Below are 25,339 nucleotides of genomic sequence, written 5' to 3'. Positions count from 1 at the left end.
GGAGGGCTTGAACAGCAGCGTTCCGCTCTCCCCTTCCCTAACCCCTCCCGCAAGCGGGAGGGGAATGATTACAGCATGCCCAGCTCGAGCTTGGCCTCATCCGACATCTTCTGCGGATCCCAAGGCGGATCCCAAACCAGGTTCACTTCCGCAAACCCGACCCCAGGCACCGAACCGACGCGCATCTCGACCTCCGCCGGCATCGACTCCGCGACCGGACAGTTCGGCGTGGTCAGCGTCATCGCCACCACCGCATGCCCGTCCTCGGTCACCTCGACGCCGTAGATCAGTCCCAGATCATAGATGTTCACCGGGATCTCGGGATCGTAGATCTCCTTCAGCGCATCGATGATCGCATCGTACACCGCGCCACCGGGCTCGCCGGGCGAGTCCACCTGCGGCTTCTGCGCCAGGAATCCGGCGAGATAATCGCGCTTCCGCTCCGCGTCGGAATCCGTTTCCATGACGACGCGCGCCTTGGGCGGCGATGCGACCGCATCCACTTCCTCGATCTCGAACCGATCGCTCATTTGAAGATCCTCGTTACTCGCTCGATACCGCGCACCAGCGCCTCGACGTCCGCCGGCCCGTTATACACGCCGAAGCTCGCGCGTGCCGTCGCCTCGACGCCCAGCGCCTCCATCAACGGCTGCGCGCAGTGATGGCCGGCACGGATCGCGACGCGCTCCTCGTCCAATATGGTGCCGATGTCGTGCGGATGAACCCCCTCGATCGTGAAGCTCACGATCCCCGCCGAGTCCGCCGGGCCATAGAGGCGCACCGAATTGATCCCCGACAGCGCATCACGCGTGGCGGTCACCAGCGCGGTCTCGTGCGCGTGAATTGCGTCGAGCCCGATGCTCTCGACATAGTCGATCGCCGCATGCAGCCCGAGCGCGCCGACGATATGCGGTGTGCCCGCCTCGAACCGTCCCGGCGGCGGCGCGTAAGTGGTCTTCGCAAACGACACCTTGTCGATCATCGACCCACCACCCTGGTACGGCGGCATCGCGTCGAGCAATTCCGGCTTCCCCCACAGCACGCCGATCCCGGTCGGCCCGTAGAGCTTGTGCCCGGAGAACACGTAGAAATCGCAGCCGATCGTCTTCACGTCGACCGTGATCCGCGGCACCGACTGGCACCCGTCGAGCAGGATCTTCGCGCCGACCGAATGCGCGATCTCGGTAGCACGCTTGGCGTCGAGCACCGAGCCGAGCACGTTCGAGACATGCCCGAGCGCGACCAGCTTGTGCGCGGGCGTGATCATCCGCTCCATCGCGTCGAGATCGATGCGGTGGTCGGGCGTCAGCGGCAATACGTCGATCGCGACGCCGAGGCGTTCCGCAATCATCTGCCACGGCACGATATTCGAATGATGCTCGAGCATGGAAAGGAGAATGCGGTCGCCTGCTTTCAACTGCGTCCCGGCCCAGCACTGCGCGACGAGATTGATCGCCTCGGTAGCACCGCGCACGAACACGATCTCGTCCGACGATCCCGCACCGATGAACCGCGCCACGGCCTTACGCGCCGCTTCGTAAGCGACGGTCATGTCCGCGGACCGCTGGTACACGCCGCGGTGCACGGTGGCGTAGGTCTCGCCATACGCACGCGTAGTCGCGTCGACCACGACCTGCGGTTTCTGCGCGGTGGCAGCGGTGTCGAGATACGCCCAACCCTCGGGGATCGCCGGGAAGTCCGACAGTCGATCCAGCGCCTCCCCTCCCGCTTGCGGGAGGGGTCGGGGGAGGGCTTGGTCGAGGGTAATACTCATGATGAAGCCCCTCCCCCAACCCCTCCCGCAGGCGGAAGGGGAGCAGAAAGCGCCCGCTCCAGCCACGCATCCGCATCCGCCACGAAAGCCTCGCGGACGGTCTCGTCACCGATCTGCACGAACGCATCCCCCACGAACGCGCGCGTGAGCAGCGCCTGCGCCTTGGCATGCGGGATGCCGCGGCTCTGCATGTAAAACAGCGCGCGCTGATCGAGTTCGCCGACCGTCGCGCCGTGCGCGCACTTCACGTCGTCCGCGAAAATCTCCAGCTCGGGCTTCAAATTCACCGTCGCGGTCCGCTGCAACAGCAGCCCGCGAAGCGACTGCACGCCGTCCGTCTTCTGCGCATCGCGCGCCACCTCGACCCGCGCCGCAAGGCTGGCCGTCGACTTATCCGCCGCGACGGCACGCCAGATCTGCTTGCTCTGCCCGTTCAGCGCGGCATGCCGCACCGACACCGCGCACTCCTGCCGCTGGTCGTTCCGCGTCAGCAACGCGCCACCATATTCGGCAAACGCATCGTCACCCGTCACGGTGATCGCCCCATCGATCCGCGTCCCGGCATCGCCCGCGCCGAGCACCGTCACGATCAGGCTCGCCTCGGCACCGATCTCGACCTCGTCGCGCAACGACACGAAGCCGTCAGCCTGAAGCAACCGCACCGCGCGCGTCAGCTTGGCACCCTTGCCAAGCGCCATTCGCGTCGACCGGTTCGACCAGCCAGCCCCGACATACGTCTCGACCACCGACGCGCTCGCGCCCCCGACGAGAACGATCTCCGCGGGAAGCTGGTTGTCGCCGCCCGTCGCGATGTGGACGATCTGGATCAGTTCGGCCGTCGCATCCGCCTCGACGCGCAAGGACCAGCCCAGACCGGTCGTTCGACGCCCAAGCGCGTGCGACCCGCCGTCGATCTGCGCGATCGCGACGTGCCGCAGATCGCTCCGGGCCTCGTCGAGCACACCATCGACAAACACCGCCCGCGCACCCGGCAGGTCCAAAAACCACTCGCCAGCATCCAGCGCAGCACCGCGAGGCAGCTCAGCCGCCGCCACAATCGCCGCCGGATCACCCCAGCGCCAGGATTCCTCGCGGGTGGAGGGAAGTCCGATCCTGAAATCCTCCCCGGCACGGGGAGGGGGACCGCGACGCGTAGCGGCGGGGTGGAGGGGGGCTTCCACAGACGCTACCTCCAGCGGAGAACCCCCTCCACCAGCTTCGCTGGTTCCCCTCCCCGTACCGGGGAGGATTTGCGAGAGAACACTCACGCGGCGATCCCCACATAGCCTTCGCTCTCGAGCTGCTTGGCAAGGTCCTTGCCGCCCGAGCGGACGATCTTGCCGTCCGCCAGCACGTGCACGAAGTCCGGCTCCACGTAATCGAGCAACCGCTGGTAGTGCGTGATCAGCAGCACCGCCTTGTCGGGCGCGCGCATGATGCGGTTGATGCCGTCGCCGACGACGCGCAGCGCGTCGATGTCGAGCCCCGAATCGGTCTCGTCGAGGATCGCGAACTTCGGGTTGACGATGCCCATCTGGACCATCTCGTTACGCTTCTTCTCGCCGCCCGAAAAGCCGACGTTCACCGGCCGCTTGAGCATGTCGTAATCCATGCCGAGCAGATCCGCCTGCCCGCGCGCAAGCTTCAGGAACTCGCCCCCCGACAACGGCTTCTCGTCCCGCGTCGCGCGCTGGGCGTTGAGCGCCTCGCGCAGGAACTGGACATTCGACACGCCGGGGATCTCGACCGGATACTGGAAGCCGAGAAACACGCCCGCCGCGGCGCGCTCATGCGCCTCCAGTTCGAGCAGGTCGACGCCGTCGAACGTCACCGAGCCCGCCGTGACCTCGTAACCGGGCCGCCCGCCGAGCACATAGCCCAGCGTCGACTTGCCCGCCCCGTTCGGCCCCATGATCGCGTGCACCTCGCCCGCGTTCACTTCGAGCGACAGGCCCTTGAGGATTTCCTTGCCGTCGATCTCGGCGTGGAGGTTTTCAATTTTCAGCATCATCAATCCTAAGGTGTAGTAGCCAGTGAGTGACAGCGGCATCATCCCGATTAGCGCTCACAAGCGCCAATATTCGATCGATCTCGGCTACGTCCTCGCCAGATACTGCTCTCGCGTAATCATCATCCAAGTCAGCGCCGATTAAACGCTCATGGACATCAATGGCCCGGCGCGCCGGCAGATGCGTGAGCTGATCGGTATCGCCGCCATACCGCTTGTATATGGCGTGGAGCTCCCACCACTGTTCCGGACTGACTTTGGACTCATCGATATCGAGATAAACCCGATCACCGATGCCTTTGGCATCGGCAAGACATTCGAGGCTCAGCAGCCATGTGAAATGGGCGTTCTCGTCACCTTGAGACCAATAAGTAGTGCGCTCGAAGAAGTATGGGCTATCCAACGGACCCCTCCAACGAAATCCCCAACAGCTTCTGCGCTTCCACCGCGAACTCCATCGGCAGCTGCTGCAACACCTCCCGCGCAAAGCCGTTCACGATCAGCGCCACCGCCGCCTCCTGGTCCAGCCCGCGCGACATCGCGTAGAACAGCTGGTCCTCGGAGATCTTCGACGTCGTCGCCTCATGCTCGATCTGCGCGGACGGGTTGCGGACCTCGATATACGGCACGGTATGCGCGCCGCACTGGTCGCCGAGCAGCAGGCTGTCGCACTGCGTGAAGTTCCGCACGCCCTCCGCAGTCGGCGCGACGCGCACCAAGCCTCGGTACGTGTTGTCCGAACGCCCGGCCGAAATCCCCTTCGACACGATCGTCGATCGCGTGTTCTTGCCGAGGTGGATCATCTTCGTGCCGGTATCGGCCTGCTGGCGATTGTTCGTCACCGCGACCGAATAGAACTCGCCGACCGAGCCATCGCCGAGCAGCACGCACGACGGGTATTTCCACGTGATCGCGCTGCCGGTCTCGACCTGAGTCCAGCTGACCTTCGAGTTTTTGCCCTGGCACAGCGCACGCTTGGTGACGAAGTTGTAGATCCCGCCGACACCGTTCTCGTCGCCGGGATACCAGTTCTGCACGGTCGAGTACTTGATCTCGGCATCGTCGAGCACGACCAGTTCGACCACGGCGGCATGCAACTGGTTCTCGTCGCGCATCGGCGCGGTGCAGCCCTCGAGATACGAGACGTACGATCCCTTGTCCGCGACGATCAGCGTGCGCTCGAACTGCCCGGTATTCTCGGCGTTGATGCGGAAGTACGTCGACAGCTCCATCGGGCAGCGGACGCCCTCGGGAATGTAGACGAACGTGCCGTCGGAGAAGACCGCCGAGTTCAGCGTCGCGAAATAGTTATCGCGCTGCGGCACGACCTTGCCGAGCCACTTCCGGACGAGCTCGGGATATTCCTTGATCGCCTCGGAGATCGAGCGGAAGATCACGCCCGCGGCCTCCAGTTCCTTGCGGAACGTGGTCGCGACCGAGACGCTGTCGAACACCGCATCCACCGCGACGCGACGCTTGGGCGTGCCGTCCTCGTTCAGCGGATCCTCGACCACGCCCGCCAGCATCTTCTGCTCGCCGATCGGAATGCCGAGCTTCTCGTAAACGCGCAGGATCTCCGGATCGACCTCGTCGAGCGACCCGAGCTTCGGCTTCGCCTTGGGCTCAGCGTAATAATACGCGTCCTGGTAATCGATCGGGGGCACGTTGAGCTTCGACCAGTCGGGCGCTTCCATCGTCTGCCACAACGCGAACGCCTTCAGCCGCCAGTCGAGCATCCACTGCGGCTCGCCCTTCTTGGCGGAAATGAAGCGCACCGTGTCTTCCGACAGACCTTTCGGCGCGAATTCCTGTTCGATGTCCGAGGAGAAGCCCCACTCGTACGTCTTGTTCGCGGCGGCGTATGCCTCTGCGTTCCGGGTAGCCATCATTCCATCTCCGCCGCGGCGCGGCTCTCTAAAAACTCGGCGCTCTCTGCGTCTCGGCGCGAACAAGATTCTTTGCGCGCAGAGGCGCAGAGAGCGCGGAGGAAGGGGTAAGCTGCGCGCAAGGTCATGCGGGCACCTGCAAAACCGGGGTTTGCGAAAGGCTGGCGAGCGACACGCCGGCGAGCGCACCACGGACCGCGCCGTTGACGGCGTTCCAGTGCGGCTTCACCTTGCACGTCTGCTCGACGCAGCAATCTTGCGAGGCGCCATCGACGCACGAGGTCAGCGCGATCGGACCTTCGACCGCCTCGATGATGTCGGCGAGCGAGATCATCGCGGGTGGGCGCGACAGGCGAAAGCCGCCGCCGGTACCGCGCGTGCTCTCGATCAATCCCGCCGCGGACAGTCGGCTCACCAGCTTCTGCACGGTCGGCAGCGGTACGCCGGTCTCCTCCGCGAGCAACGTCGCGTTCAGCCGCGCGATACCGCCGCAATGACGCGCCGCAGCGCTCATCATCACGACCGCATAGTCGGCAAGGCTGGAAAGACGCATGGTGGCTTAGGAGTCCAATCGGACCGATATGATCCGATTGGTCAAATGGGCGTTGTGCAGTGCATCGTCAACCCGCTGAGCCATGCTAACGACTCGCAACTGGGGACCGGTTTCCGCATCGCACACAACCCGAAAGCTTGACTTCCCCCCTCCCTGGAAGGGAGGGGTCGGGGGTGGGTGGGCCGGTTGGCGATCGCAGCACGCACCCCACACCTACCCACCCCCAACCCCTCCCTTCCAGGGAGGGGAGCAAGGACGACGCGCATGGCCTTCTACCACCCGATCCTCTTCCGTCTCGACGCCGAGCGCGCGCATACACTCACCATCACCGCGCTCGGCGCATGGGGGAAGGCCGGCACGCCGCTCGTCCCCAGCGTGCCGCGGCTCGCGACGACCGTGGCGGGGATCGCCTTTCCCAACCCGGTAGGCCTGGCCGCCGGCGTCGACAAGGACGGCCGCGCGATCGACGGGTTCTTCGGACTGGGCTTCGGCAGCGTCGAGATCGGCACACTCACGCCGGTGCCGCAACCTGGCAACCCGAAGCCACGCATCTTCCGCCTTCCCGAGGACCGTGCGGTGATCAACCGCCTCGGCTTCAACAATGGCGGCCTCGATGCAGCGCTGCAAAGAGTATGTTCACCCGCAAAGGCGGGTGCCCAGTCTGGGTCCCCGCCTTCGCGGGGAAACAAAGTTTTGGGCATCAACGTCGGCGCCAACAAGGACGCGACCGATCGCACCGCCGACTACGTCCACGGCGTAACCCGAGCCGCCGCCCACGCCGATTACATCACTATCAACATCAGCTCCCCCAACACCCCCGGCCTGCGCGACCTCCAGCACGGTGCAGCGCTCCGCGACCTCCTCGCCACCTGCACCGCCGCCAAGGGCACGACGCCGATCTTCCTCAAGGTTGCCCCCGACCTCGAAGCCGCCGACATCGACGACATTGCCCGAGCCGCGCTCGACAACCGGATCGACGCGCTGATCGTCAACAACACGACGATCTCCCGCCCCGGCCTGCGCTCGGCCAACGCCAAGGAAACCGGCGGCCTGTCCGGTACCCCCCTCGCCCCGCTAGCCCGCCAACGCCTGTCGGACTTTCGCAAGGCGACTGGGGCTGCGATTCCGCTGATCTCGGTCGGCGGCGTGGACAGCGGCGCGGAGGCCTATGCCCGCCTCCGCGCCGGCGCGAGCCTCGTCCAACTCTACACCGCGCTTGTCTACGAAGGCCCCGGCCTCCCCGCCCGCATTCTCCGCGAACTCGACGCGCTGCTGAAGCGCGACGGTTTCGCCACGGTCGCCGACGCAGTGGGGGTCGACTCCTAACGATCCTCCCCCGCCAGGGGAGGTGGCACCGAAGGTGACGGAGGGGGAGGACACGCAACAGCGGTTGCTTCTTCCGCCCCCTCCGTCTGGCAAGCGCCAGCCACCTCCCCCTGGCGGGGGAGGATCGCAAGGTTCCGAGATGGGTTGCCTCATGTCCGAACCCCGCTAGGCTCGCGCTCGATGAAGACTTCTCTCCTAGCGCTCGCCCTCGTCGTCCCAACTGCCACTGAGGCACGCCAAGCCGCCCCCGCCCCGGCCAAAGATCAAGGCATGGTCAGCGCCGCCGACCCGCGCGCCGCAGCCGCCGGCGTCGAGATCCTCCGCGCCGGCGGCAGCGCCACCGACGCCGCGATCGCGACGATGCTGGCACTCAACGTCGTCGAGCCGCAAAGCTCGGGCATCGGCGGCGGCAGCTTCTGGATTTCCCACGCGGCCGGCGGCGCGCTCAGCACGATCGACGCGCGCGAAGAGGCCCCCGCCGCAGCCGACGCCCGCTGGTTCTACGCCCCAGACGGCACGCCGCTGAGCCACAGCGACGCAGTCCCCGGCGGGCGCAGCGTCGGCATTCCCGGCGCACTCCGCGGCATGGCGCTCGCGCACCGCGCGTCGGGCAAGCTCCCCTGGGCGCAACTGTTCGCCCCCGCGATCCGCCTCGCGGCCAACGGCTTCCAGGCCTCCCCCCGCCTCGTCAACGGCATGACCGCCTATGGCGACCACATCACGGCGGAGACGCGAAAGCTCTTCTCCGCGCCCGACGGCTCGCCGGTCGCGATCGGCGCGGTCATCAAGAACCCGCAGCAAGCCGCGCTACTCCAGCGCATCGCGACCCAAGGCCCCGACAGCTTCTACGTCGGTCCCGAGGCGCAGAAGATCGTCACCGCGGTCAACACCGCCGCGCGCAATCCGTCGAAGATGACGCTCGGCGACCTCGCCAGCTACGACGCCAAGTCGCGCCCGCCGGTCTGCGTCAAATACCGCGTCTACCGTGTGTGTGGGATGGGCCCGCCCTCGTCCGGCGGCATCACCGTGCTGATGATCCTGAAGCAGCTCGAACGCTTCGACATGACCAAACTCGGCAAGGACAGCGCGCAGGCCTGGCACCTGTTCGCCGAATCCTCGCGTCTCGCCTATGCCGACCGCGACCTGTACGTCGGCGATCCCGATTTCGTCCGCGTGCCGGTCCAGGGCATGCTCGACGCCAAGTATCTCGCGTTGCGCTCCGCACTGATCTCCCCCGCGAAGACGATGGCGACCGTCACCGCCGGGTCGCCTTGCGGAGCCCCCGCGCGCACCCGCGCCCCGGTTAGCGAAGTCCCCGGCACCACCGACATCGCGACGGTCGACGCCCGCGGCAACGTCGTCGAGGTCACCACCACCGTCGAGGGCTATTTCGGCTCTGGCATCACCGTCGACGGCACCGTCCTCAACAACCAGCTCACCGACTTCGACATCGTCCCCGTCAAGGACGGCGCCCTCGTCGCCAACCGGGTCGAGGGCGGCAAGCGGCCGCGCAGTTCGATGTCGCCGATGATCGTCTACGGCCCCGACGGCAAGGTTCGCCTCGCGGTCGGCGCGGCAGGCGGCTCGACGATCATCGCGCAGGTGGCCAAGGCGATCATCGGCGTGGTCGACTGGAAACTGTCGGCACAGGACTCGATCGCGCTCGGACTGCTGTATGCGCCGGGCCACGTTGCCGCGGCGGAAAAGGGCACCGAACGCGAGGCGATGGTGCCAGCGTTGCAGGCGCTAGGCGAGACCGTCCAGGTCGCAGCACTCGGCTTGAAGGCCAACGCGATCGAGCGCGTCGGCGGCAAATGGGTTGGCGCCGCAGACCCTCGCAGCGAAGGCGTCGCGATCAGCCAGGATGGCACCGTCACCCAAATCCAGCGCGTCGGCGCCCTCCAGCGCGCGCCGGAGTAACGACCAAAGTCCACCTCCCCGGCGGGGGCCGGGGTCCAGTTGGAAAGGTCGCAGTAACGACGCGCAAACGTCAATTAGCAACGTTTCCCAACTGGACCCCGGCCTCCGCCGGGGAGGTGTCGAGCCCGTGGCAGCGGATGGGGTTGAGCCCCCGCCGGTTATGACGCACTAACCGTCCAACGCTCAGAATCGCGTCGTACAAGGCGCAACGGCACAGCGCTCAGGGAGAGACAATGGCCCGCCAGCTCGAACGATTCCCCAATCTCGTCACGATGTTCTTCGCGCGCGCCGCGGAGAAAGGCGACGCGCCGTTCCTCTGGACCAAGACGAGCGGCACATGGGTCGCAACCAGCTGGGCTGACGCCGCGCGCCAGGTCGCCAGCCTCGCTACCGCGCTGACCGCGATCGGCCTGAAACGCGGCGACCGCGTCATGCTGGTCGCCGAGAACCGCCCCGAATGGTGCCTCAGCGACCTTGCGATCATGGCCGCGGGCTGCATCACCGTGCCGACCTACATCACCAACACCGAGCGCGATCACCTCCACATCATCGAGAACGCCGGCGCCTGCGCGATCATCGTCTCGACCGCCAAGCTCGCGAAGACCCTCCTCCCAGCGGTCATCCGCTCGAACCAGGCGCACACGGTGATCGGGCTCGAGGACATGAAGGTCCCCGCCTCGATCGACTTCCACAACTGGCACGCGCTCATCGCCGCGCACCAGACCGCGCCCGAAACCGCCGCCGCCCGCGCCGGCTTCGAACGCGAAGACCTCGCCTGCATCATCTACACGTCGGGCACCGGCGGCGCCCCGCGCGGCGTGATGCAGCACCACGGCGCGATCCTCCACAATTGCGCGGGTTGCGCGTCCGTCATCTCGGAAGATTTCGGCTGGGACGACGAGGTCTTCCTCTCGTTCCTCCCCTTGAGCCACGCCTACGAACACACCGGCGGCCAGCATTTCCCGATCTCGCTCGGCGGCCAGATCTACTACGCCGAAGGCCTCGAAAAGCTCGCCGCGAACATCGAGGAAACACGCCCGACGATCATGTTCGTCGTCCCGCGCCTGTTCGAAGTCCTCCGCACGCGCATCTCGAAGACGATCGAGAAGCAGGGCGGCGCCTCGGCCTACCTCCTGCGCCAAGCGCTCGACATCGGCGGTAAGCGCTATGCCGGCCGCCTGCGGCTGATCGACCGGCCGATGCAGGCTGCCGTCGCCACGCTGTTCAAGCCGAAGATCTCGAAGAAGTTCGGTGGCAGGTTGAAGGCGATGATATCCGGCGGCGCCCCGCTCAATCCCGAAGTTGGCCTGTTCTTCGAGGCGCTCGGCCTTACCTTCCTGCAAGGCTATGGCCAAACCGAAGCCGCCCCGGTCATCTCGTGCAACCGCCCTAAGGCCGGCGTGCGCATGGACTCGGTCGGCCCCGCGCTGAAGGACACCGAGGTCTGCATCGCCGAGGACGGCGAGATCCTGGTCCGCGGCGAACTCGTCATGCACGGCTATTGGCGCAACGATGCCGAGACCGCCAAGGTGCTGAAGGACGGCTGGCTCCACACCGGCGACATCGGCGAGATCGACGACCGCGGCCGGATCCGCATCACCGACCGCAAGAAGGACCTCATCATCAACGACAAGGGCGAGAACGTCGCCCCGCAAAAAGTCGAGGGGATGCTGACGCTCCAGCCCGAAATCGCGCAGGCGATGATCGCCGGCGACAAGCGCCCCTACATGGTCGCGCTGATCGTGCCCGATCCCGAGTGGACGCAGGAATGGTGCGCGGGGAATGGCGACGCGTGCAGCTTTGCGCGGCTAGCGGAGAACAGCGAGTTCAGGACGGCGATCGGGCATGCGGTCGAACGGGTAAACAAGGATCTGACCGTAACGGAGCGCGTACGGCGGTTCGTACTAGCCGACGGCCCGTTCACGATCGAGAACGAGCAGCTGACCCCCAGCCTGAAGATCCGCCGGCATGTATTGAAGCAGGCCTACGGCGAACGCCTGGACGGGCTCTACAAATAACCCTCGCCCCTCCGGGGAGAGGGAGGGGCCCGCACGCGCTTGCGTGTGGGAGGGTGAGGGGAGTGAGGCTCGCAACGCCTCCGCCAAAGCCCCTCGCCCTTCCGTCGCCCAGCGGCTCCTCCCTCCCTCTCCCCGGCGGGGAGAGGGCTTAGGCGCTCACTTCTTCGCGGGAGTCGCGGCCGGCACCACGGCCATCGTCCAATCCTTCTCCGGCCGCAGATACTTCGCCGCCGTCGCCTGCAACTTTACTGGCGTAGTCGCCACCAGATCGCTCGCAATCCGCTGCGTCGCGGCGATCCGCCGCGGATCGAACGTCGCGCCGCCGAGCTGCTGCAACCAGAACTGGTTTCCGGTCGAGGCGCGCAGGATATACTGCCCCATCGGCTTCTTGATCCGGTCCAGCTCGTCCGCCGCGATCGGCGTCGACACCAGTTCCGCCGCGATCTGCCGCGCGATCTGGAAGAAGAACGACACCTTGTCCGGTGCGACCTGCCCGATCGCGACCATCCGCCCGCCGGTGTTCATGCCTACCGGCCACTGGCTCGACACGTTGGGGCTGTAGCTCGCGCCGGCCGCTTGCCGGAGCCGTTCGAACAGCCGGTCGCTGAACACCTGGGCCAGCACGTCGAGACGCCGCGCCTCGACGATGTTGTCGATCCCACCACCCGTCGGCCAGGCGATCACCGCCGCCGCCTGGTTCTCGGGCCCGGTATGCGCACGCATCACCAGCGTTGCATTATGCGCGGGGAAGCCGACCGGCGCACCGACCGTCGACACGGCGGTGCGCGGCTTCATCGCCCCGAACGACTTCGCCACCGCGGCGATCGCGTCCTCGGTCTTCACGTCGCCGAAGATCGAAACCTCGATCGGCCCGGTCTTCAGGATCGGCTCCCAGAAGGCGCGGAAGTCCTTCGCATTCAGCGCCTCGACGGTCGGCTTCGACGGCGTCCCCCAGCGCGGATCGCCTGCCCGCAGCAAACCTTCGAGGTCCCGCGACAACACACCATCAGGTGACGAATCATACCCGGCAAACCCCGCGAGCGCCGCCACCCGAGCGCGCGCCACCGGCGCCGGATCCCAAGCCGGGAACGCGAGTTTCGCCGCCATAAGCCGCAACTGATCCGAATAATCCGCCGGCGACGTAATCGCGCTCAGCGTGAACGCATCGTCGTCGATCCCGAAGTCGAGCCCGATCCGACGCCCCGCGGTCAGCTGGTCGAGATCGCCCTGGTCGAGCTTGCCGATCCCCCCGGCGACCAATGCGAGATCCCCCGCCCAGGCCGGCGTCGGCCGGTTCGACGGGATCGCGGTATAGCCGCCGCCGAACCGCACGCGCACATACACGCGCCCGGTCTCACCCGCGTTCGGGAACAGCAGCACGCGCGTGCCGTTGGCGAAGTTCACCTGCTCCATGTCGAACGCGGCGATCTTCTCGCGGCTGGCGACGACGCCGGGCTTGCCGAGCGACGGCAGCTTCGAGAAGTCGACCGCAGCCTGCGCACGACGCTTGCCGGCCAGCCCCGAAACGTCCGCCTTCAACGCGGTCGCCAGCTTCGTTGCGGCACCGGCATCGGGCGTCTGCGTATTGACGAGAGCGCGCGTGATGCCTTCGAAAATAGCCTTGCTCGACGCGAGCAGCGTGGCGGGCGTGAACATGTCCTTCGCCTTGGCGTCCTGCAAAATCTTGTACGACGTCTCGGGCCCCGCGACCGTCTCGCGAATATCGAGCGCACCGACCATGTCGTCCGCCTGCTTCGAGCCGGCCTCGACCTTCGCCGTCTCGACGCTGGTCCGCATGATCGTGTCGAAATCGGCATATTCGCGGTCGACTTCGGCCTGGCTCGGCGCGTTGGTCTGCGCATCGGCGATCACCGCGCGAACATCCTTCAACGCAGCCTCCCAGTCCGTCCCGATCGGCACGATGTTGACGCTGGTCAGGTTCGCCGAGCGCGACACGTCGTCGATCGACACGCCCGCCTGCAGGAAGCTGCCGCCCGCGCGCGCCCGCGTCTCCAGCCGACGACTGATCAGCCGGGTGGCCAGCACATCGACCAACCGCTTCTGGTTCATGATCGCGGTGTCGTCCTTATACTCCCAGGGCCGCACCACGCCGAGCGTCACCACCGCGGGGATAGCCGGCTCGGCGATCGTCGCGGAGACCGGTGCCTTTGGATCGGGCTTGCCGAAGTCGGGCGCGGGCACGACCGGCCCGATACCCTTCCAGTCCGCGAAATTCTTGACGATCAGCCGCCCGAACAGTGCAGGGTCCATGTCGCCCGAGATGATGACGACGGTGTTCTCCGGCCGATACCAGCGATCGTGGAACGCCTTCACCGTGGCACCAGTGGCAGCCTCCAGCGTCTTGATGTTGCCGATCGGCGAGCGATCCGCGAGCGGCTGCCCGGCGAAGAACGTCGCGCGGATCGCATCCCCGAACCGCACCTGCGGCCCGGGCTGCTCGCGCTGCTCCGCCAGCACGACCGGCCGCTCGGCGGTGACGGAGGCGTCGGTGATGACCGGCTTCTCCATCATCCCCGACATGATCTTCAGGCTCTCGTCGAGGCCAGCTTCGGTCGCCGATGGCAGGTCTAGCTTGAACGTGGTCGAGGTCGGCGTGGTCTGCGCATTGGTATCCGAGCCGAAGGTCGCCCCGAACCGCTGCCACACGCGCTTGGCCTCACCGTCCGGCACGTACTCGGAGCCGCGGAACGACAGATGCTCGATGAAATGCGCAAACCCCTGCTCGCTGTCGGTTTCGTTGAGCGACCCCGCATCGATCCGCACGCGCACCGACACCTGGCCGGGCGGCACGCCGTTCTTGCGTACCGCAAAGCGCATGCCGTTGGGCAGCGTTCCGAACTTCCACTCCGGATCCCGCGTGAGGTCGCTGCCCTTGTAGAGCCACGCGGTCGTGTCGATCCCCGGCAGCTCGGGAAGCGTCGGCGCTTCCTTGCCAGGGGTGGATACGGCCTGCTGCGTCGCCATCTGGCCGCTCGCCGGAATGGCGAGGCCGAGGATGACGGGGATGAGGACGGGAGCGCGGTACAAGCGCGAAAAGGACACCATGGCTCACCTGTAGCGGTCGCGGGCGTCGCTCGCCAGTGCCCTGCCTCCGCACCGGGCGTGCGGCGCCATCATTTCGTCCAACACTGCCGGTATATCGTGTCCTAACAAGGGGATCGGCGGCGCAGTGTGCCGGGATACAGGGTAGAGATGACGGTCGGAGCCGAACTGGGGCAGTCTTCATTGTGGCGGGAATCGGGCGAGCCGGCAGCACGCCGGGGCGCCCGAATGCCCGATCTGAACGTGATCTCGGGCGCGCCCAAACCCGGCGCGCCGATGGTCGCCGAGGCCAACCGCCCGCTGATCATCCGCGTCGGCAAACACTTACGCGGCGTGTTCGATCGCATGATCGCGTCGTCCTCGCTGGTCGCCAACGATCCAGTACTCGACGTCCGCGACTTCGCCTGGACCGCAGGCCTGCGCGAGAACTGGGCCGCGATCCGCGACGAGGCCGTCCGCGTCGCGCTGCAAGGCGAAGCGTCGCCCAGCCTCGCGACGATCTCGCCCGATCACCGCTCGATCGCCGAGGTCGACAAATGGCGCTCGTTCTTCCTCTACGGCTATGGCTATCCGATCGAGGAGAGCCTCGCGCGCTGCCCGCACACGGCGGCAGCAGTGGCCCGCATCCCCGGCCTCAATAGCGCGTTCTTCTCGATCCTCGCGCCCGGCACGCACATCCCCGAGCACCGCGGCGTGACCAAGGGCCTCATCACCTGCCACCTTGGCCTGATCGTCCCTCGCGACGGCGACGTCCGCATGCGCGTCCACGACCGCACCGTCCGCTGGGCGGAAGGCGAGACCTTGGTATTCGACGACACCTACCAGCACGAGGTCTGGAACGACACGACCGGCACCCGCGTCGTGTTGCTGATCCAGTTCGAACGCCCGTTGCGCAACCCCGGCAAGTGGATCGCCGACCTGTTCCTCGGCGTGGTCCGCCGCTCCGCCTTCGTCCAGGACGCGGTCCGCAACATCGGCAGCTGGAACGCCGCGGTGAAACAGCTCGACGTCTGAGGCCTCGATCTCGGAAAAAGGCCCGCGACACGATTCCGATCGTTTCGGGATCGCACCAAATCGGTCCGGTCTCCGCGCCGCGTGCCGCCGCCTGCTGCTACGCTCGCCTGAACAACGGGAGTAGGCATCGTGGGCGACGATCGTGCGACACCGAGATACATGCTGACGATGGATGGGGGCGGCATCCGCGGTCTCATCCCCGCGTTGATCCTCGCCAATCTGGAGCAACGCGTCGGCCGCCCGCTGCACAAGTGTTTCGACCTGATCGCCGGCACCTCGACCGGCGGGATCATCGCCGCCGGGCTGACCGCGCCGAGCCAGCACGATCCGAAGACGGCGGCGTGCACGGCGCGCGACCTGGCCGACCTGTATCGCAACGACGGCAAGCGGATATTCCCGCACGTGCTCGGCCTGTCGCAGCGCCTGCCGGGGTTTCCGTACAGCGCCCGCCCGCTCGAGAAGATCCTGGCAGAGCGGATCGGCACGACCGCGACGACGCGCGATGCACTCACCAACATCGTCATTCCGGCCTACGACCTGCTCGGGCGCGCGGCGGTCTTCATGGCCGGCGGTCCGGGATACAATGCGGCGACCAAGGACCCGCAGCGCACCTTTCCGCTGCATGTCGCGGCGCGTGCGACCTCGGCAGCACCGACCTTCTTCCCGCCCGCCCCGATTTCCGCGACGGCGGCGGTCGGTTCGACCAGGGCCCAGCCAAATCTTCTCCTGGTCGACGGCGGCGTGTTTGCCAACGACCCGACGATCGCGGCGATCACCGAGGCGCCCAAGCTGGGCTGGGACATCGGCAATCTCGAAATCCTGTCGCTGAGTACGGGCAGTTCCAACCTACCGTATGAATCCGCAGGACATTGGTCGATCTTCGGCTGGGTCAACCCGTTCCGCCGCGTGCCGATCGTCTCGATCCTGATGCAGGCGGGTTCCAGCACGATCTCGTATCAGGCCAAACGACTGGTGGGCACGGCGCACTACGATCGCGCCGACGTCCCGCTGTCGCCCAATGGCGGCGGGCTGGACGATGCCAGCCCGGAGCATCTCGACGAACTGACCAAGCTGGCGGACGACTGGATCGTCGACCACGAAAGCGTGCTCGACCGCTGGACCGAAAAATTGCGGGCGAAACGCTCCGATCCCAAGTTGCCGCTCGCGGCATAGGGTCGTCGTTGATTGCTGCGCGAAGGATGCGAATCCGACGGATCGGGATCGCGACTCGTTTCGGCACCGGGCGTCCGCGCAGCGCCGGACGAACTTCGGCGAGGGAAAAGCAGCGCGGGGAAACCAGCGCGCGGCGAGGCGGCGCGAGCGCAGCGCTCGGCGCATGAAAGAAACCGTTTCCCGTTCCCCGCTTGATCCCCCGCCCCCGCCGGGCCACATGCGCTTCATGCTGATCGAAACGGAATCCACCCCGAACCCCTCGACGTTGAAGTTCCTGCCGGGACGCACCGTCATGGACGCCGGCACGCGCGACTTCGCCACCCCCGAGGAGGCCGAGACCAGTCCGCTGGCCGAGGCGATCTTCAATCTCGGCGACGTAACCGGCGTGTTCTTCGGCCGCGATTTCGTGTCCGTGACCGCCGGGCCGGGCGTCGCCTGGTCGGACCTGAAGCCCGATGTGCTCGCGATCCTGCTCGATCATTTCTCCGCCGCGATGCCGCTGTTCAAGCCCGCGCGCGCCGGCTTCTCGGTGCCGTCGGACGAGCCGGCGCTGTCGGACGATCCCGCCGATGCCGACATCGTCGCGCAGATCCGCGAACTGATCGACACGCGCGTGCGGCCTGCGGTGGCCAACGACGGTGGCGACATCGTCTATCGCGGCTTCGACAAGGGTAAGGTGTTTCTCCAGCTCCAAGGCGCCTGCGCTGGCTGCCCGTCATCGAGCGCCACGCTCAAGAACGGCATCGAGCAGCTGCTGAAGTACTACGTCCCCGAAGTCACCGAAGTGAGAGCCGTCTGATGCGCGAAAAATTGGACGACGCCGTCCTCGATACGATCTTCCGCGAAGCGCGCAGCTACAATGGCTACACCGATCAGCCGGTCGCCGAATCCGAACTGCATGCGATCTGGGACCTGATGAAGTGGGGCCCGACCTCCGCGAACCAGCTCCCCGCGCGCCTGATCTGGGTAACCAGCGACGAGGCCAAGCAGAAGCTCGCCGACGCCTGCAGCGCGCAGAACCAGCCGAAGATCCTCAACGCCCCCGTGTCGGTGATCATCGGCATGGACACCAATTTCCACGAACACCTGCCCGAGCTGTTCCCGCACGCAGACGCGAAGTCGTGGTTCGACGGCAACGCCGAACTGCGCGAGGCGTCTGCGTTCCGCAACTCGACGTTGCAGGGTGCGTATTTCATCTTAGCCGCGCGGATGCTCGGGCTCGATACCGGGCCGATGTCGGGCTTCGACGCGGGCAAGGTCGATGCGGCATTCTTCCACGACACGCCGGCGGTGCGAACGAACTTCATCTCGACGCTCGGCCACGGCGACCCCGCGACGATCTACGCCCGCTCGCCGCGCCCCGACTTCGCGAAGTTCAACAGCATCGCTTGATAAATAACCCTCTCCCCCTCGGGGAGAGGGTTGGGTGAGGGGCTGTTCCAGGCGACGCACTGCTTGGCTGCCCCTCACCCTAGCCCTCTCCCCGAGGGGGAGAGGGAATAAGACGTGCGCACTTTAGTCATCGAAACATCCACCACCGCCTGCTCGGTCGCGCTCATCGAAGACGGCGCCATCATCGCCCGCGCGCACGAAGTCGTCGGCCGGGGCCACGCCGAGCGCCTCATCCCAATGATCGCCGAGCTGCCGGAAGGTGGCCGAGCCGACCGCATCATCGTCGATTGCGGTCCCGGCAGCTTCACCGGCGTCCGCGTCGGCATCGCCGCCGCGCGTGGCCTCGCGCTCGGCTGGGGTGCGGAAATCGCCGGTTTTTCCTCGCTCCCGCTGATCGCCGCCGCCGGTTTCGCCGACCGCTTAACCGACGATATTGCGGTGATCATGGAAGGCGGGCATGGCGAGGTCTTCATGCAAGCGTTCTCCGCCGATCTGTCGCCGCGATTCGACATGGTATCGTTGAAGCCCGACGCCGCGCTCGCCGCGCTGGCAGGACGGCGCGCGGTCGGCAACGGAGTCCGCTGGCTCGCCGCGCTCGACGACAGTTTGGATCTCACTGAAACGCTCCCCGACGCTGCCTCCGCGATCCTGTTGCCCGCGGCGCTGACCGCGCTAGCGCCAAGCCCGATCTACGGCCGCGCCCCCGACGCCAAGCCGTCGGTCCCGAAATAATGGCCACCCGCCAAGCCGCCACCCGCACCGTCACGCTCCGCACCGGCGACGCGCGCGATCTCGCGATCGTCGACGCGCTGATGACCGAGGCATTCGACCCGCGCTACGGCGAGGCGTGGACGCGTAGCCAGTGCCTCGGCGTGCTCGCACTGACCGGCGTCCACCTCACGCTCGCGTTCGTCGACGACTTTCCCGCCGGTTTCACGATGACCCGGTCGGTCGCCGACGAAGCCGAACTGCTGCTGATCGCGGTCGCGCCCGACTATCGCCGCCGCGGCGTCGGCACCGCGCTGATCCGCGCGGCGATCGCCGAATGCTCGGTTGGCGCCATTACGAAACTCCATCTTGAAGTCCGCGCGGGTAACGATGCGGTCAAGATGTATGCTACGCACGGCTTCGCCAAGGTCGGCGAACGTCGCGCCTATTACCGGGGCAAGACCGGCGTCGCGTATGACGCACATACATATTCGAAAGATATCAACAGCTAAGGCTTATTGCGAGTCACTATCCCTTTTCGCAACAGCGCGGAGGCCCTACATGGCACTCAACGAGGGAATGACACATGCCGCGCAAGATCGATCTGGAAGCACTTTGCAACGAGAAGGGCCTGCGCATCACCGAGCAGCGTCGCGTCATCGCACGCGTGCTGTCGGAGGCGGACGACCATCCCGACGTAGAGAAGGTCTATGAGCGCGCGTCGCAGATCGACCCCGGGATCTCGATCGCGACGGTGTATCGCACCGTCCGGTTGTTCGAGGAAGCCGGCATCCTCGACCGCCACGATTTCGGCGATGGCCGCGCCCGCTACGAGCCTGCGCCCGAGGCACATCACGATCATTTGATCGACGTCGAGAGCGGCAAGGTGATCGAATTCGTCGATCCCGAACTCGAGCAGTTGCAGAAGGCGATCGCGGAGAAACTGGGCTTCCGGCTGGTCGATCACCGCATGGAACTCTACGGCGTCGCGCTCACTCGCAAGGACTGACGCGATCGGCCGGATTCGCCTTGGCGCGCGGTTGGCGGCGCTATTGTTCGCGCTGATCCTGGCGCTGACGGTGCATGGGATGTGGCGGCTGTTCGGGCGAAAATCGCCGTGGCCGCCGCGCTTTCTCGGGTTGGTCGCGCGGATCGTCGGCGCCAAGGCGCATGTCGCCGGTACCCCGCTTCGCCACGACGTGGTCTTCGTCTCGAACCATCTGAGCTGGATCGATATCCTTCTTCTGTCCGGTGCGACGGGCAGCGCGTTCGTGGCGAAATCCGAACTCCGCGCCGCGCCATTGGTCGGCTGGCTCTGCACGCTCAACCACACGATCTTCGTCAGCCGCGCCGACCGCATGGCGGTGACCGCCCAGATCGCCCAGATCCGCGACGCGTTGGCGGCAGACTGGCCCGTGACCCTGTTCCCCGAGGGCACGACCGGAGATGGCACCACCCTCCTCCCCTTCAAGGCTGCATTGCTGGCAGCCCTCGACCCGCCCCCGCCCGGTGTGAAGGTCCAACCGGTCCGCATCGACTACGGCGCGGCCACCGACGAACTCGCCTGGGTCGGCGATGAGCCCGGCCAACATCACGCCGCCCGCGTCCTCAAGCGGCGGGGCACATTCGTCGCCACACTGAACTTCGCCGAACCCTTCGACCCAGCGGAATACGGCGACCGCAAAGCCATAGCCGCCGAGGCCCGCCGCCGCATGGAAGCGCTGTAGCCCGAACAAAGAGTGTTCCCCCGCGAAGGCGGGGGCCCAGTCTGGACTCCCGCCTTCGCGGGAGAACAAAGGAGGGAAGCCCCCAGCTATCCCTAATCTCAGCCGCCACCCCGGCGCAGGCCGGGGCCCAGTTGGAAAGGTCGCAGTAACTAGGCCCAGACCTCAGTCAGCAACGTCCCCCAACTGGGCCCCGGCCTCCGCCGGGGTGGCGCCCATGTCAGGCGTTGGCGCAGTGTGACGGGCAGCAGCAACGCCCCCTCCCCCAACGCCCGCAAATCCGCTACATGCCCCCGCATGTCTCCCCCCAAAACCTTCCACGTGAAATCCTTCGGCTGCCAGATGAACGTCTACGACGGCGAGCGCATGGCCGAACTGATGGCCGCCCAGGGCCTCACGCAAGCCGACGCGGTCGACGCCGACGTCGTCGTCCTGAACACGTGCCACATCCGCGAACGCGCCACCGAAAAGGTCTATTCCGACATCGGCCGCCTGCGGAAGGACCAGCGCCGCAAGTCCGGCAAGACCCCCATGATCGCCGTCGCAGGCTGCGTCGCGCAGGCCGAGGGCGAGGAGATCTTCACCCGCGCCAAGGTCGACATCGTCGTCGGCCCGCAAGCCTATCACAACCTCCCCGAACTCGTCGCGAAAGCCGCCGCCGGCACGCCCTCGCTAGACACCGACATGCCGCTGCTGTCGAAGTTCGGCGCGCTCCCCTCGCGTCGGAAGGTCGCCCCCTCGGCGTTCCTCACCGTCCAGGAAGGCTGCGACAAATTCTGCACCTACTGCGTCGTCCCGTACACACGGGGCGCAGAAATCAGCCGGCCATTCGCCGCCATCGTCGATGAGGCGAAGGCGCTGGTCGACGCCGGTGCACGCGAGATCACACTGCTCGGCCAGAACGTCAACGCGTGGAGCGAAAACGAGCGCGGGCTGCACGACCTGATCCGCGACCTCGACCGCATCCCCGGCCTTGCGCGGATTCGCTACACCACCAGCCACCCCAACGACATGACCCAAGGCCTGATCGACGCACATCGCGATATCGAGAGCCTGATGCCGTTCCTCCACCTCCCCGTGCAGGCCGGCAGCGACCGCGTCTTGAAGGCGATGAACCGCAGCCACACCCGCGACTCCTACCTCCGCCTGCTCGACCGCGTCCGCGAAGTCCGCCCCGATATCGCACTCTCGGGCGACTTCATCGTCGGCTTCCCCGGCGAGACCGACGCCGAGTTCGAGGACACACTGAGCCTGGTCGACGCGGTCGGCTACGCGCAGGCGTACAGCTTCAAATACAGCCCCCGCCCCGGCACCCCTGCCGCGTCAATCGTCGAGCAGGTCCCGGAATCGGTCATGGACGAACGCCTCCAGCGCCTCCAGGCCGCGCTCAACCGCGACCAGCACGCCTTCAACGCCGCCACCGTCGGCCGCACCTGCACCGTGCTACTGGAGCGCGCGGGAAAACTCCCCGGCCAGCTGATCGGCAAGTCCCCCTGGCTGCAATCGGTCCACCTGATCGGCAACCACGCGATCGGCGACATGGTGGAGGTGACGCTAGCGGCCGCCGGTCCCAACTCCCTCACCGGCATCGAACGGATCGCCGAAGCCGCCTGAGCCCCCCCCTAATCCTCCCCCGCCAGGGGGAGGTGGCAGGCACTTGCCTGACGGAGGGGGAAGGCACGACAACTGCAGTTGCGCGTCCTCCCCCTCCGTCACCTGCGGCGACACCTCCCCCTTGCGGGGGAGGATCGCAACGGCGTCCCTGAGGCATCGAAGAAAACGCGCGGCTCGCGAAACCACCCCCCGCGATTTCGCTGTCCTACAGCCGGATCGCCTGCCACACTCGCACCCGATGCAGCTTCGCCCACGCGACTCGAACCATCTCTCGGCCAGCGCCCCGGCGCGGCTTGAACGCGTCGCTTGGCGTGCTCATCTTCCTTTCAAAGGTTACGGTTCGTCGCTTCTAGGCGTAACCTTTGACACCCTGAAAGGACCGTATGAGCCGTAAACCCGTTCCCGCCCAGTCCGGTGACCGCGCCCGAGTCGAGCTGCTGTTCGACAAGCCCCAATTGCTCGTCCGGCTGTTCGGCCAGTACGACCAGAACCTGGTAGCGCTCGAAAATCGCCTCGGCGTCTACATCACCGCACGAGGGAACAAGATCGGTCTGGAGGGCACCGCCGAACAGGTCGCCAAGGCGCGCGACGTGCTCCACGATCTCTACGCCCGCATCCAGCGTGGCGAGGATGTCGACGCAGGCTTGGTCGACGCCTCGATCGCGATGGCGGACGAACCCGTTCTCGAAGGCATCATCCGCGCCGATGCCGGCGGCGGCGGTGCTCCGCCGATCATGATCCGCACGCGAAAGAAGACGATCGTGCCGCGCACGCCGGCGCAAGCGCACTACATGCGCGAACTGGCCAACAACGACATGATCTTCGCGCTCGGGCCGGCAGGCACTGGCAAGACTTATGTCGCGGTCGCGCAGGCGGTGCAGCAACTCATCAACGGCAGCGTCCAGCGGCTGATCCTCTCGCGCCCCGCAGTCGAAGCCGGCGAACGCCTCGGCTTTCTCCCCGGCGACATGAAGGAGAAGGTCGACCCGTACCTCCGCCCCTTGTACGACGCGCTCTACGACTGCCTCCCCGCCGAGCAGGTCGAACGCCGCATCGCGAGCGGCGAAATCGAGGTCGCCCCGATCGCCTTCATGCGCGGCCGCACACTGGCCGACGCGTTCGTGATCCTCGACGAAGCGCAGAACACCACGCCGGCGCAGATGAAGATGTTCCTCACCCGCTTCGGCCAGAACAGCCGCATGGTGATCTGCGGCGATCCCAAGCAGGTCGACATCCCTGGCGGCGTGGCGGCGTCCGGCCTGGCGGATGCAGTCCGGCGGCTCGAAGGCGTCGAGAGTATCTCGATGTGCCGCTTCACCGTAGGCGATGTCGTCCGCCATCCGATCGTCGGGCGCGTCGTCGAAGCGTATGAGGGAAGCGACGCCTGACGAAGCTGTGATCGAAGCGCCTTCTGGTCCACGACGCGTGCTTGGAAGCAGGCGCTGTGGGCGCGGCGCCTGATCTAAAGCGAGGAGGTCGTTCGGGCTATTGGAACGCTAGGGCGATGCGCTTGCGGCATCGATGCGGCAGCTCGACGCGAGGGCAACCCGGGATCGTGTCTGTCAGCATGGGCGGGCATCATCCATCGCTGCATGGGTGTGTCGCCTATGGCGTCGCCATCCCATACCGCTGCCGTCCGAGCTTCCGGCGGATAAGTGGTTCTACGATTCGCTTGAAGGCATCTTGTTACCGGTTCCGTCGATGCGCCGATAATCGCAGCGATGGTCGCCTAGGAACGGGAAGTCATCATCTGCGCGCCTCGTCGACGGTGCCGGCGGCGGCGGCGGTGCGCTGGAGAACGCCGCGCTGGCGCTTCGAGGTCCGGCCGCCGACGCGCAGATGTCGCCCCCAAGTTCGTCGAGTTGAACGCAGGCGGATCGTGTCGGCGAGCGGCGTTGGGTTTGATTTTCAGCGTATCGGCACTGTCGTCTTCCACCGTTCTAAGTGCGGGCGCTTGTTCAGCGTCGCGCGGGGTGGCGGTCACTTGCGCATAGTCCGGGCGAGCGCGGTCCAGCGGTCGCGGTTGGCGGCGATCTCGGGCGATACGGGGATGCGGGTGCCGATGCGGCCGGCGTCGACATGCGCTTGCCAGGCGATGACGTGGCGGACCGCGTCGGGGAGATGATCGGGGATCGGCGGTTCGTAGCGCGGCCTGGGGGCGGGAAGCGCGCGCGTTGCGATGTAGCATGGGGGCGGGTCGGCCGGGGTGGGTGCGTTCGCCATGATCGATCCTCGTTGCGGAGAGGACCGATCAGGTATGCCGGATCGGGGTGTGTAGGACAGCGGTTTTATGGGGGGCTCGTCCTGACGGTCCCCTCGTCATCCTGACGAAAGTCAGGACCCAGGGTTACGGGGTATGGCGCTTTGGGCTCTGGGTCCTGACTTTCGTCAGGATGACGGAAGGGGATGAGGGCGTGGCGTGGGTGATGGAACCAGTGCTCATCGATCTCGAACACGCGTTAGCGCGCGATCCGACGCCCTCCTTGCTCTCCCTCGAAGGCGGGAGCCCAGTCTGGATCCCCAGCTTCGCGGGGACACACGCTTGCTTGCTCGAAAGAGTACCCGTCGAAACCAGTCCAGGTGACGGAGCGAAGGGGTGGCGTCAGGATAGACCTAGACCGTCCGGCTCTCCTGATCCTCCCCCGCGAGGGGGAGGTGGCACCGCAGGTGACGGAGGGGGAGGACACGGAACCTACGTAATCGCCCCCTCCCCCTCCGTCTGGCAAGCGCCAGCCACCTCCCCCTTGCGGGGGAGGATCAGGAAGGCGCCTCAGCCGAGCGTCGAGCCGCGATCCGCGGCGAACGACGGGGCCGGGCCGGTGGCGTGGCGGAGCGACTCGCGCTCGGCCTTGGTGGGGACCGCGGTGGGATCGGGGCGGAAGGCGTCCGGCGCGCGATCGGTCGCACCCGGGCGGGGCTTGTCGAGCGCGAGATCGGGCGCGGCATGCTCGGCGTTGGTCTTCGAACGCAGGAACACCGCCAGCAACGCACCCCCGAGACCGATCGCCGCAGTCCCGATCGACAGCGCGTTGATGCCGAACGTCTTGGCGTTCGGCTTGGGGCGGGGAGCGGGCTTGTGCGGGTGAGGCTTGGTCATGGGAATGTCCTTTGATGCAGCCTCGGAAACGGACGGTCGGTGGCAGGGGTTCCGCTTTGCGCTAGCGAC

The 25,339-nt window shown here is 66.6% G+C and carries 23 protein-coding genes; 13 read left to right on the top strand and 10 right to left on the bottom strand.

Annotation, left to right across the window (positions count from 1 at the left end; all coding sequences use genetic code 11):
- Positions 1-68: 68 nt before the first annotated feature.
- From O6Y00_RS03270 to O6Y00_RS03240, 7 genes are all read right to left on the bottom strand, one after another.
- Positions 69-530, bottom strand: a complete 462-nt coding sequence (locus O6Y00_RS03270) for an SUF system Fe-S cluster assembly protein (protein ID WP_056057670.1) — start codon at positions 528-530, stop codon at positions 69-71.
- Positions 527-1,774 (bottom strand): cysteine desulfurase, encoded by a 1,248-nt coding sequence (locus O6Y00_RS03265; RefSeq protein WP_353441174.1) that lies wholly within the window; start codon positions 1,772-1,774, stop codon positions 527-529. The genes O6Y00_RS03270 and O6Y00_RS03265 overlap by 4 nt, the downstream gene beginning before the upstream one ends.
- Complete coding sequence (locus O6Y00_RS03260) at positions 1,771-2,955, bottom strand: SufD family Fe-S cluster assembly protein (RefSeq protein WP_353441173.1); 1,185 nt, start codon at positions 2,953-2,955, stop codon at positions 1,771-1,773. The genes O6Y00_RS03265 and O6Y00_RS03260 overlap by 4 nt, the downstream gene beginning before the upstream one ends.
- Positions 2,956-3,038: 83 nt before the next feature.
- Positions 3,039-3,782 carry a Fe-S cluster assembly ATPase SufC gene (gene sufC, locus O6Y00_RS03255; RefSeq protein ID WP_056489234.1) on the bottom strand — a complete coding sequence of 248 codons (744 nt, stop codon included), beginning with the start codon at positions 3,780-3,782 and terminating at the stop codon, positions 3,039-3,041.
- Positions 3,769-4,185, bottom strand: a complete 417-nt coding sequence (locus O6Y00_RS03250) for a hypothetical protein (protein WP_353441172.1) — start codon at positions 4,183-4,185, stop codon at positions 3,769-3,771. Before O6Y00_RS03250 ends, sufC begins: the two co-directional genes overlap by 14 nt.
- A complete protein-coding gene (gene sufB / locus O6Y00_RS03245) occupies positions 4,178-5,668 on the bottom strand; it encodes a Fe-S cluster assembly protein SufB (RefSeq protein ID WP_060523826.1) in 1,491 nt (496 codons plus the stop codon). The genes O6Y00_RS03250 and sufB overlap by 8 nt, the downstream gene beginning before the upstream one ends.
- Positions 5,669-5,792: 124 nt before the next feature.
- Entirely contained in the window at positions 5,793-6,221 is a 429-nt protein-coding gene (locus tag O6Y00_RS03240) for an SUF system Fe-S cluster assembly regulator (protein WP_056057656.1), read from the bottom strand.
- 264 nt (positions 6,222-6,485) lie between these two features.
- On the opposite strand from O6Y00_RS03240, the gene O6Y00_RS03235 reads away from it, so the two are divergent.
- From O6Y00_RS03235 to O6Y00_RS03225, 3 genes are all read left to right on the top strand, one after another.
- Positions 6,486-7,547: a quinone-dependent dihydroorotate dehydrogenase gene (locus O6Y00_RS03235; RefSeq protein WP_353441171.1), complete on the top strand. Its 1,062-nt coding sequence runs from the start codon at positions 6,486-6,488 to the stop codon at positions 7,545-7,547.
- A gap of 180 nt (positions 7,548-7,727) precedes the next feature.
- Complete coding sequence (ggt, locus tag O6Y00_RS03230; protein WP_353441170.1) at positions 7,728-9,467, top strand: gamma-glutamyltransferase; 1,740 nt, start codon at positions 7,728-7,730, stop codon at positions 9,465-9,467.
- A 233-nt stretch (positions 9,468-9,700) separates the two neighbouring features.
- Positions 9,701-11,485: an AMP-dependent synthetase/ligase gene (locus tag O6Y00_RS03225; protein WP_353441169.1), complete on the top strand. Its 1,785-nt coding sequence runs from the start codon at positions 9,701-9,703 to the stop codon at positions 11,483-11,485.
- 156 nt (positions 11,486-11,641) lie between these two features.
- Here O6Y00_RS03225 and O6Y00_RS03220 read toward each other — a convergent pair whose 3' ends face one another.
- Positions 11,642-14,551: a M16 family metallopeptidase gene (locus tag O6Y00_RS03220; protein WP_353441168.1), complete on the bottom strand. Its 2,910-nt coding sequence runs from the start codon at positions 14,549-14,551 to the stop codon at positions 11,642-11,644.
- Between the two features lie 225 nt (positions 14,552-14,776).
- Between O6Y00_RS03220 and O6Y00_RS03215 the strand changes: the two genes are divergently transcribed.
- The 10 genes from O6Y00_RS03215 (at position 14,777) to O6Y00_RS03170 (ending at position 23,561) form a co-directional block, all read left to right on the top strand.
- Positions 14,777-15,562 carry an aspartyl/asparaginyl beta-hydroxylase domain-containing protein gene (locus O6Y00_RS03215; RefSeq protein WP_353441167.1) on the top strand — a complete coding sequence of 262 codons (786 nt, stop codon included), beginning with the start codon at positions 14,777-14,779 and terminating at the stop codon, positions 15,560-15,562.
- Positions 15,563-15,691: 129 nt separating this feature from the next.
- Positions 15,692-16,735: a patatin-like phospholipase family protein gene (locus tag O6Y00_RS03210; RefSeq protein ID WP_353441166.1), complete on the top strand. Its 1,044-nt coding sequence runs from the start codon at positions 15,692-15,694 to the stop codon at positions 16,733-16,735.
- A gap of 226 nt (positions 16,736-16,961) precedes the next feature.
- Entirely contained in the window at positions 16,962-17,534 is a 573-nt protein-coding gene (locus O6Y00_RS03205; RefSeq protein WP_056050182.1) for a NifU family protein, read from the top strand.
- Positions 17,534-18,127 carry a malonic semialdehyde reductase gene (locus O6Y00_RS03200; protein ID WP_353441165.1) on the top strand — a complete coding sequence of 198 codons (594 nt, stop codon included), beginning with the start codon at positions 17,534-17,536 and terminating at the stop codon, positions 18,125-18,127. Before O6Y00_RS03205 ends, O6Y00_RS03200 begins: the two co-directional genes overlap by 1 nt.
- Positions 18,128-18,241: 114 nt before the next feature.
- A complete protein-coding gene (tsaB, locus tag O6Y00_RS03195) occupies positions 18,242-18,859 on the top strand; it encodes a tRNA (adenosine(37)-N6)-threonylcarbamoyltransferase complex dimerization subunit type 1 TsaB (protein ID WP_353441164.1) in 618 nt (205 codons plus the stop codon).
- The gene (locus O6Y00_RS03190; RefSeq protein ID WP_353441163.1) at positions 18,859-19,347 is read left to right on the top strand and encodes a GNAT family N-acetyltransferase; all 489 of its coding nucleotides are present in this window, start codon (positions 18,859-18,861) and stop codon (positions 19,345-19,347) included. The genes tsaB and O6Y00_RS03190 overlap by 1 nt, the downstream gene beginning before the upstream one ends.
- 74 nt (positions 19,348-19,421) lie before the next feature.
- Positions 19,422-19,844, top strand: coding sequence for a Fur family transcriptional regulator (locus O6Y00_RS03185; RefSeq protein WP_056047123.1), 423 nt, complete (start codon positions 19,422-19,424; stop codon positions 19,842-19,844).
- 31 nt (positions 19,845-19,875) lie between these two features.
- Positions 19,876-20,562, top strand: coding sequence for a lysophospholipid acyltransferase family protein (locus O6Y00_RS03180; protein WP_353441162.1), 687 nt, complete (start codon positions 19,876-19,878; stop codon positions 20,560-20,562).
- A gap of 294 nt (positions 20,563-20,856) precedes the next feature.
- Complete coding sequence (miaB, locus tag O6Y00_RS03175; protein WP_353441161.1) at positions 20,857-22,173, top strand: tRNA (N6-isopentenyl adenosine(37)-C2)-methylthiotransferase MiaB; 1,317 nt, start codon at positions 20,857-20,859, stop codon at positions 22,171-22,173.
- 383 nt (positions 22,174-22,556) lie between these two features.
- Positions 22,557-23,561, top strand: a complete 1,005-nt coding sequence (locus O6Y00_RS03170) for a PhoH family protein (RefSeq protein WP_353441160.1) — start codon at positions 22,557-22,559, stop codon at positions 23,559-23,561.
- 592 nt (positions 23,562-24,153) lie between these two features.
- Here the strand turns inward: O6Y00_RS03170 and O6Y00_RS03165 are convergent.
- Both O6Y00_RS03165 and O6Y00_RS03160 read right to left on the bottom strand, forming a co-directional pair.
- Positions 24,154-24,396, bottom strand: a complete 243-nt coding sequence (locus O6Y00_RS03165; protein ID WP_353441159.1) for a hypothetical protein — start codon at positions 24,394-24,396, stop codon at positions 24,154-24,156.
- A 547-nt stretch (positions 24,397-24,943) separates the two neighbouring features.
- A complete protein-coding gene (locus O6Y00_RS03160) occupies positions 24,944-25,270 on the bottom strand; it encodes a hypothetical protein (RefSeq protein ID WP_353441158.1) in 327 nt (108 codons plus the stop codon).
- Positions 25,271-25,339 lie beyond the last annotated feature (69 nt).

Origin of the sequence: Sphingomonas faeni, from assembly GCF_040407565.1 — a bacterium.
GTDB classification, from domain to species: Bacteria; Pseudomonadota; Alphaproteobacteria; order Sphingomonadales; family Sphingomonadaceae; genus Sphingomonas; species Sphingomonas faeni_F.
The sequence above is the reverse complement of the archived record's forward strand: the minus strand, read 5'-3'. Positions and strand labels throughout refer to the sequence as shown.

Coding starts and splice junctions, on each gene's coding strand:
- O6Y00_RS03270 (WP_056057670.1), bottom strand. CDS start 530: ATGAGCGATCGGTTCGAGATCGAGGAAGTGGATGCGGTCGCATCGCCG.
- O6Y00_RS03265 (WP_353441174.1), bottom strand. CDS start 1,774: ATGAGTATTACCCTCGACCAAGCCCTCCCCCGACCCCTCCCGCAAGCG.
- sufC (WP_056489234.1), bottom strand. CDS start 3,782: ATGCTGAAAATTGAAAACCTCCACGCCGAGATCGACGGCAAGGAAATC.
- sufB (WP_060523826.1), bottom strand. CDS start 5,668: ATGGCTACCCGGAACGCAGAGGCATACGCCGCCGCGAACAAGACGTAC.
- O6Y00_RS03240 (WP_056057656.1), bottom strand. CDS start 6,221: ATGCGTCTTTCCAGCCTTGCCGACTATGCGGTCGTGATGATGAGCGCT.
- O6Y00_RS03235 (WP_353441171.1), top strand. CDS start 6,486: ATGGCCTTCTACCACCCGATCCTCTTCCGTCTCGACGCCGAGCGCGCG.
- ggt (WP_353441170.1), top strand. CDS start 7,728: ATGAAGACTTCTCTCCTAGCGCTCGCCCTCGTCGTCCCAACTGCCACT.
- O6Y00_RS03225 (WP_353441169.1), top strand. CDS start 9,701: ATGGCCCGCCAGCTCGAACGATTCCCCAATCTCGTCACGATGTTCTTC.
- O6Y00_RS03220 (WP_353441168.1), bottom strand. CDS start 14,551: ATGGTGTCCTTTTCGCGCTTGTACCGCGCTCCCGTCCTCATCCCCGTC.
- O6Y00_RS03215 (WP_353441167.1), top strand. CDS start 14,777: ATGCCCGATCTGAACGTGATCTCGGGCGCGCCCAAACCCGGCGCGCCG.
- O6Y00_RS03205 (WP_056050182.1), top strand. CDS start 16,962: ATGCTGATCGAAACGGAATCCACCCCGAACCCCTCGACGTTGAAGTTC.
- O6Y00_RS03200 (WP_353441165.1), top strand. CDS start 17,534: ATGCGCGAAAAATTGGACGACGCCGTCCTCGATACGATCTTCCGCGAA.
- O6Y00_RS03190 (WP_353441163.1), top strand. CDS start 18,859: ATGGCCACCCGCCAAGCCGCCACCCGCACCGTCACGCTCCGCACCGGC.
- O6Y00_RS03185 (WP_056047123.1), top strand. CDS start 19,422: ATGCCGCGCAAGATCGATCTGGAAGCACTTTGCAACGAGAAGGGCCTG.
- miaB (WP_353441161.1), top strand. CDS start 20,857: ATGTCTCCCCCCAAAACCTTCCACGTGAAATCCTTCGGCTGCCAGATG.
- O6Y00_RS03170 (WP_353441160.1), top strand. CDS start 22,557: ATGAGCCGTAAACCCGTTCCCGCCCAGTCCGGTGACCGCGCCCGAGTC.
- O6Y00_RS03165 (WP_353441159.1), bottom strand. CDS start 24,396: ATGGCGAACGCACCCACCCCGGCCGACCCGCCCCCATGCTACATCGCA.
- O6Y00_RS03160 (WP_353441158.1), bottom strand. CDS start 25,270: ATGACCAAGCCTCACCCGCACAAGCCCGCTCCCCGCCCCAAGCCGAAC.